This window comes from Mesorhizobium sp. M0854 (genome assembly GCF_040319815.1).
Classification (GTDB): domain Bacteria; phylum Pseudomonadota; class Alphaproteobacteria; order Rhizobiales; family Rhizobiaceae; genus Mesorhizobium.
This window is the reverse complement of sequence record NZ_JAMYOL010000016.1, coordinates 92,930-99,970: the sequence shown is the minus strand read 5'-3', so window position 1 is coordinate 99,970 and position 7,041 is coordinate 92,930. Positions and strand designations below refer to the sequence as shown.

6 protein-coding genes are annotated in these 7,041 nt (G+C 64.9%); all 6 read right to left on the bottom strand.

Annotated features, from left to right (window positions below):
* Positions 1–173 precede the first annotated feature (173 nt).
* The 6 genes from NKH99_RS22495 to NKH99_RS22470 all read right to left on the bottom strand — a co-directional run bounded on the left by NKH99_RS22495 (position 174) and on the right by NKH99_RS22470 (position 6,918).
* Positions 174–935 (bottom strand): ABC transporter ATP-binding protein, encoded by a 762-nt coding sequence (locus NKH99_RS22495; RefSeq protein ID WP_352472198.1) that lies wholly within the window; start codon positions 933–935, stop codon positions 174–176.
* A 37-nt stretch (positions 936–972) separates the two neighbouring features.
* On the bottom strand, positions 973–1,971 hold the full coding sequence (locus NKH99_RS22490) for an ABC transporter substrate-binding protein (RefSeq protein WP_352501265.1): 999 nt from the start codon (positions 1,969–1,971) through the stop codon (positions 973–975).
* 58 nt (positions 1,972–2,029) lie between these two features.
* On the bottom strand, positions 2,030–2,878 hold the full coding sequence (locus NKH99_RS22485; protein WP_353015594.1) for an ABC transporter permease: 849 nt from the start codon (positions 2,876–2,878) through the stop codon (positions 2,030–2,032).
* A gap of 40 nt (positions 2,879–2,918) precedes the next feature.
* A complete protein-coding gene (locus NKH99_RS22480; protein WP_352501263.1) occupies positions 2,919–4,283 on the bottom strand; it encodes an LLM class flavin-dependent oxidoreductase in 1,365 nt (454 codons plus the stop codon).
* Positions 4,284–4,335: 52 nt separating this feature from the next.
* Positions 4,336–4,893 carry an FMN reductase gene (msuE, locus tag NKH99_RS22475; RefSeq protein ID WP_023677302.1) on the bottom strand — a complete coding sequence of 186 codons (558 nt, stop codon included), beginning with the start codon at positions 4,891–4,893 and terminating at the stop codon, positions 4,336–4,338.
* 732 nt (positions 4,894–5,625) lie between these two features.
* On the bottom strand, positions 5,626–6,918 hold the full coding sequence (locus NKH99_RS22470; protein WP_352501261.1) for an Nramp family divalent metal transporter: 1,293 nt from the start codon (positions 6,916–6,918) through the stop codon (positions 5,626–5,628).
* Positions 6,919–7,041 lie beyond the last annotated feature (123 nt).

The window sequence follows — 7,041 nt, the reverse complement described above, 5'->3', positions numbered from 1 at the left end:
CCGGGCGGGGGGCGCGGAGAGGCTCAGACGCCCCCGCGCGCGCGGCCCCCCCCCCCCCGCGGGCGGCGCCCGCCCCCGCGCCAATAACCGAGGCCCCCGCGCCGCGGCCCGGCGGCCGCCTACACACCTCTCCCGCTTTGCGGGGCGAGGACCCAAGGCTCCTTAGGCGGCTTTCAGTGCAGGCCGAATTCGCGCAGCAATTCCTCGCGGTAGCGCACGAAGCGGCTTTCGCTGCGCTCGCGCGGGCGGGGCAGGTCGATGTCGATCAGCCGCGCCGCGCCGCCTTTCTCCTTGGGCAGGATCAGCACCCGGTCGGCGAGGTAGATTGCTTCCTCGAGGTCGTGCGTCACCATCACCATGGTGACGTTCTCCTCGCTCCAGATGCGCGCCAGTTCCTCCTGCATGCCGATCTTGGTCATCGCATCGAGCGCGCCCAGCGGCTCGTCGAGCAGCAGGATTTCGGGCTGCACGGTCAAGGCGCGGGCGATGCCGACGCGCTGCGCCATGCCGCCCGACAGCTGCCGGGGAAAGGCATCGCTGAATTCGGCGAGGCCGACGAGCGCGATGTAGAAGCGCGCCCGTTCCTCGGCCTCGGCCTTTGGCACGCCGCGCACTTCGAGACCGAAGGCGACATTGCCGAGCACGGTCAACCAGGGCAGTAGGCGCGGTTCCTGGAAGATCACCGCACGTTCGGCACCGACGCCGTGCACCGGCTTGCCGTCGATGGCGACGCCGCCGCTGTCGGCGGCCTCCAGCCCGGCAAGGATGCGCAGCAGCGTGGTCTTGCCCGATCCGCTGGCGCCGACGATGACAAGGCATTCGCCCGAGCGGATGTCGAGGTTGAGGGTCCTCAACACGGCGAGCGAGCGCCCACTGATGCTGAACGATTTGGACAGGTCGCGTATGCTGACCTGACCGCCGCTTGTGCTGCTCATCGCGCGCGTCTCCCAACTGGTTGGTCGGTTGCCTTTGTCAGTTGGTCTTGGTTTCGCCCGGCCGGTAGAGGATGTCTGTTGCCTTCAGCTTGCCCTTTGGCAGGCGGCCGTCGCGCTCGAGCACGCTGACCCAGAAGTCGATGTCGCGGTCCGTCGCCTTGGCCCCCTGGCGCAGGCCGAAGCCGGTCCAGTAACGCGCCAGTTCGCCGTTTTCGCCGCGCTTGTCGAGGATTGTGGCGAGCACCTTGCGCGCTTCGTCGGGGTTCTGCAGCGACCAGTCGGAGGCGCGCGCCGATTGTTCGACGAAGTTGCGGGCGGCGTCCGGATGCGCGGCGATGAAGTCGCGCCTGAGCACGACGAAGCCGCCGGCCAGCTCGCCCAGCACGTCGGTGTCGTTGAACACGCCACGCACGCCGCCGTTGTCCACGAGGGCGCCGGCAAACGTCGCCTGCCAGTAGCCGAGCGCCGCGATGTCGACCTGACGGGAGCGCAAGGTCTGTTCGAGCTGCGGTCCGGGCACGACGACGAGATTGGCGGCATCCGGCGGCAGGCCGACGCTGTGCAGCGCCTCGCGCACGGTGTAGTCGAGATGGGCGCCGAGCGTGTTGACGGCGATGGTCTTGCCGGCGATGTCGGCGATCGATTTGATCGGGCTGTCGTCCAGCACGTAGAAGACGCTACGCACCTTGCTGTTGATGCCGTTGCTCGGATAGGCGGCGACGAAGTCGTTGCCGCCGGAGATCGAGTTGATCACGGCTGCGGTTGCAGCCGAGCCGATATCGACGCTGCCGGAGGCCAGCGCAAACAATGATTCCGGGCCGCCGCCGGAATAGCCGACATTCTCGACCTCGATACCGAGGCCTTTGAAATAGCCGAGCTCGGCGGCCAACTCATGCGGAGAGATGCTGCCACGGCTGGCGAGGGAGCGGAACTTCACTGGTTCCGCTTCGGCAAAGGCGAAGCGCGGCAGGCCCGCGGCGAGAAGGCCGGCGGCGAAGGGCGCGCCGGCAAGCAGGGAACGGCGGGAGATTTTCATGGTCCGGGTCTTTCCTGATTTGAGTTCTGGCCTGGTTGAGATTGGTAAGGGCGGGTGGTCAGTCGACGGAATTGCTCCAGCGGCAGAGCCGGCGCTGCAGGCTGACCAGCGCCTGGTTTGCAATCAGGCCGAGGCCGGCGAGGATGACGATTGCCGCAAACATCAGCGGGATCTGGAAATTGTATTGCGCGTTCATCACCTGGAAGCCGATGCCCTTGTTGGCGCCGATCATTTCGGAAGCGATCAACAGCAGCAGCGCCGTGGTGGCGCTGAGCCTCAGTCCGACGAAGATCGACGGCACGGCGCCGGGCAGCACGACGCGACGGAAGACGGTGAGCTGCCTGGCACCATAGACGCGGGCCATCTCCAGCAGTTTCGGATCGACTTGCTTGACGCCGCCGATGGTGTTGAGCAGCAGCGGGAACAGCGTCGCCCAGAAGATGACGAATACCTTGGACGCTTCGCCGAGCCCAAGCAGCAGGATAAAGACGGGATAGAGCGCCAGCGCCGAGGTCTGGCGGAAAACCTGCAGGATGGGATCGAGCGCGGTTTCGACCGTGCGCACCTGACCCATGAACAGGCCAAGCGGGATGGCGACCAGCACGGCGGCCGCGAAAGCGAGACCGGCGCGCTGCAGGCTGATGGCGATGTCGCCGAGCAGAGTGCCGCCGGCCAGCCCCTTCCAAAGTGCTGCGACAATCATGTCGATCGGCGGCAGCACGGCCGCGTTGACCCAGCCCGCGCTGCTCGACACTTGCCAGATTGCGAGGAAAGCGATGAGGACGCCGTAGCGCGACAGGAAGCGGATGCCCGCCCGGCCACCGAGGCGCAGGAAGTCCGTGCCGAGGCTTGTCGTGCTGTCAGGCGTGCCGAGGCTGGCGGCCTGTTCGATGTGCTGCAAGGTCATCGTGTTGCCTCCTGCTTGGAAAATATCGGGCTTCTCGGGATTATTCGGCGGCCAGCACCGCCGAGCGGGCGGCGGTCCAGGGGTTTTCCGGCCGCCTGAGGCCGAGGTTCTCGCGCAGGGTCCTGCCTTCATAGGCGGTGCGGAACAGGCCGCGGCGCTGCAGTTCGGGGATCACCAGCTCGACGAAGTCGTCGAGCCCGCCGGGCAGCCAGGGCGGCAGGATGTTGAAGCCGTCGGCGGCTTCGTTGCCGAACCATTCCTCCAGCTGATCGGCGACCTGCGTGGCGCTGCCGATGACGGTATAATGGCCGCGGGCCGTTGCCACCCATTGGTAGAGCTGTCGGATGGTGAAGTTGTGCTCGTCAGCAATCTGGCGGATCAGCGCCTGGCGGCTCTTCATGCCTTCGGTCTCCTTGCTCGGCGGCAGTGGTCCATCGAGCGGATAGCCGGTGATGTCGAGCGTCTGGCCGGCCAGCCCGTTGAGCAGGGCGACGCCGTCTTCGGGCAGGATGAGATCGTTCAGTTGCTGGTACTTGGCGCGCGCTTCTTCTTCGGTGCGGCCGACGAAGGGTGCCACGCCCGGCATGATCAGCACCTGCTCGGGATCGCGGCCGACGGCCGCCACGCGCGCCTTGATATCGCGATAGAATTCCTGCGCCGACGCCAGGTTCTGATGGGCGGTGAAGATGACTTCCGCCGAGTGGGCGGCGAGCTTGCGACCGTCTTCCGATTGCCCCGCCTGCACCACGACCGGGTGCCCCTGCACCGGGCGCGGCACGTTGAGCGGCCCTTTCACGCTGAAATGCGCTCCCTTGTGGTCGATGTCGTGGAGCTTGTCCTTGTCGTAGAAGCGCCCCGATTTCTTGTCGCGGATGAAGGCATCGTCCTCCCAGCTGTCCCACAGGGCCTTGACCGTCTCGACGTGCTCATGCGCGCGGGCATAGCGCTCGGCGTGGGCAGGCTGCGTCTCCCGATTGAAGTTGCGCGCGGTTTCGTCGCCGGCCGAGGTGACGACGTTCCAGCCGGCGCGGCCATTCGACAGATGATCGAGCGAGGCGAATTTGCGGGCGAGCGTGTAGGGCTCCTCGTAGGTGGTCGAGGCGGTAGCGATGAAGCCGAGATGCGTGGTGAGCGGCGCCAGCGCTGCAAACAGCGTCACTGGCTCGAAGCCGGCGATCTTGGCATTGCCGCCTTCGCGGGCGCCGAGCCCGACCGTCAGATTGTCGGCGAGGAAATAGGCATCGAACAGGCCGCGCTCGGCGGTCAGGGCGAGCTGCTTGTGGAACTCGAAATTGGTGGCGCCGTCGGCCGGCGCCTCGGGGTGGCGCCAGGCGGCGATATGCTGTCCGCCGCCGGGCAGGAAAGCGCCCAGTTTGATTTGCCCGGATTTGGTGGATCTGGTCATCGCGGCGTGCTCCTGGACGGATCGGAAAGGGGATCTCGGGTCAGTGGTGCGTTCAGGCGGCAAGGCCGACGCCGTAGGGCACCCCGGTTACACGGCATGCCTCGGCGACCGCCTGCCGGGCGCGGGCGTGGATGGCTTCCGACACCAGCACGCCATTGGCAAAATCCTTGTCGGAGGCGTAGATCGCGGTCGGCACGGTCAGCGCCTCGAAGAAGCCGAACAGCGGCCGCAACTGGTGCTCGACGATCAGCGAATGGCGCTCGCCGCCGCCGGTCGCGGCGAGAATGACGGGCTTGCCCCTCAGCGACGACGGATCGAGCAGGTCGAAGAAATGCTTGAAAAGCCCGGTATAGCTGCCTTTGAAAGTCGGCGAGCCGGCCACCAGGATGTCGGCGCCCAGCAGCCGTTCGACAATGTTGCGCGCCGCCGGGTCGAGGTCGCCGAGGCGCCTTGCCTGCGGCAGGGAAGCGCCGAGATCCTCGATATCGAAGACGGCCGAGGCCGCGCCGATGCTTTCGGCGGCCTGCCCGACGATGTGGCTGACGAACGCCTTGGTCTTCGAGGGCCGGGTCAAATTGCCCGACAGCCCCACCACGAGCTTTTTCGACATTCCTGGCTCCCTCTCAAGCGCTCTATTTTAAGATCTTGGGTCTAGCGATCTATGTTAAATCTAGAGAGTTTGTAGAATTAAGAGAGTGAGAAAATTTCAAAAGTAGCGCAGTGGGCGAACGGAGTTTGCGGCACATCGCCCACAATTGGTTCATTCAATGCGCCGCAGCGCGCTGAAAACCCGCCACAGCGCCTTCAGCCGCGATGGCGCAGCGCGTCGGACAGAGCGCATGAAGCCGGCCGGACATATAAGGCAAGTCGCCCTCGGACGCTCCCGGCGCGACGTCGAGGAACTATGTCCCGATACCACGATCCTCGACGGCCTAGCGGTCCTCGGGGAGGATGCAAGCGAGGCACAGGCCACGGCGCTGGAGTGGCTCCGCGGCATGCAGTGAGTCAGGCCAATTTGATTCAAATCCGGCTGTGGATATTTGCTTTTGGCTAAATCGAGGCGGTCATCTTGCCGGCGGGCGGGCAACAGGGAGATGCCTATGACAAGCGACTTTGCCGCCGCACACCTGCACCTTGAACGAGCCTGCCACTATTTGAGCGGCGAGGACGAGACGAGCCGCACGGCTCGTGCGGCTCTGGATCTCCTGATCGATGCAATTGTCGCAGCGCAATACAAGCGGCCGGTGGGAGATGTTGTGGAGTTTCCAAGGCCGGCAAAGCTGGGGCAATCCGCAAGCGGGAACGGGTAGTCCAACTGGCGGCGTCCCTTGTCCTGCCGGATTTACATGAACCAGGTGGCCACCAGGCCGATCGTCGCCGAGAAGATGGCGGCGGTCGTTGCCCAACCGAGTATGTTGGTGCTGCGGCTGTTCACCTGCTCCCCCATGATCCTGCGGCTGTTCGTCATCAGCATGATGAGCAGCAGCAAGGGCGGTGTCGAGAAGCCCTGAACGATGCCGGACCAGACCAGCGCCTTCATCGGATTGAAGCCGAGAAAGTTGAGGCCGGCGGCGATCGCCGTAAAAAATCCGATGGCGAGATAAAATTTGGGTGCCTCTCGAGCCCGGGCGTGCAGGCTGTTTTTCCAGCCGATGGCTTGCGCCACGTCATAGGCAGCGCCGGCGGTCATGACAGGAACCGCGAGGAAACCGACGCCGATCACGCCTGCGGCGAACAGGACGCTTGCGGCCTGGCCGGCTAGCGGGCGCAGCGCCTCCGCCGCTTGCGCTGCCGTGTCGATATCGTGGTGGCCCGCCTTGTAGAGCGTAGCACCCGTCGACAGGATGATGAAATACATGATGAGATTTGAAAACGTCATGCCTATGAGGATGTCCCGGCGCGAGCGGCGGAGTTCGCTGTCGGTAGCGCCCTTCCTTTGGCTGAGCGTTGTGCGCCCCTGGGCAATCTCCTCCTCCACCTCCTCATTGGACTGCCATGTATAGAGATAGGCGGACAGCGTCGTGCCGATGATGGCGACCAGGATCGACAGGAACTCGCGATTGAATTCGATCCTTGGAAGCAGCGTTCCGCGCAGCACCGCCGCGGCGTCCGGTTTGGCCAGAATGGCGGCACCGACATAGGCGAGCAGCGCCAACGCCAGCCAGCGAAAGATGTTGCGGATCAAAGTATAGGAGCCGAAAACCTGGAGGGCGAAGATGAGGGCGGCGACGAACAGCACGATCAGCGGAATGGGAAGCGGCACGAATATGTTGATCGCCGCCGCCATTCCACCAAGATCCGCCGCTGCCTCGATGGTGTTGCCGACGAGCACACCCAACAGCACCGACCAGAGCAGCCACCGCGGGTAGAAGTCCTTGATGACGTGGAACAATCCGCGCCCCGACACCTGGCCGAGCTTCGACGACAGATAGACAACCGCGTACATCATCGGCAACGTCACCGGGGCCGTCCAGAGCAGGTCGGGTCCGAAACGGGCGCCGGCACTTGCATAGGTGCCTATAGCGGAACAATCGTCGTCGGCCGCCCCTGTTATCAGGCCGAGGCCGAGCGCTCGTCCTATGCCGCCCTTGCCCTCCTTCGGTGGGATGGAATGATCGGAACCGGCCTGCCTCATTGCGACCGGACCGGGTTGCGAACGAAAGACGCGGCCTGCCATGCAATAATGGTAAGGATGGGTCGCGGCGCTGGTCTCATTTTGCTTCCTTCAACAACTTGCCCAAACCCGGCGTGCCATGAC

Coding starts and splice junctions, on each gene's coding strand:
- NKH99_RS22495 (WP_352472198.1), bottom strand. CDS start 935: ATGAGCAGCACAAGCGGCGGTCAGGTCAGCATACGCGACCTGTCCAAA.
- NKH99_RS22470 (WP_352501261.1), bottom strand. CDS start 6,918: ATGAGGCAGGCCGGTTCCGATCATTCCATCCCACCGAAGGAGGGCAAG.
- NKH99_RS22485 (WP_353015594.1), bottom strand. CDS start 2,878: ATGACCTTGCAGCACATCGAACAGGCCGCCAGCCTCGGCACGCCTGAC.
- msuE (WP_023677302.1), bottom strand. CDS start 4,893: ATGTCGAAAAAGCTCGTGGTGGGGCTGTCGGGCAATTTGACCCGGCCC.
- NKH99_RS22480 (WP_352501263.1), bottom strand. CDS start 4,283: ATGACCAGATCCACCAAATCCGGGCAAATCAAACTGGGCGCTTTCCTG.
- NKH99_RS22490 (WP_352501265.1), bottom strand. CDS start 1,971: ATGAAAATCTCCCGCCGTTCCCTGCTTGCCGGCGCGCCCTTCGCCGCC.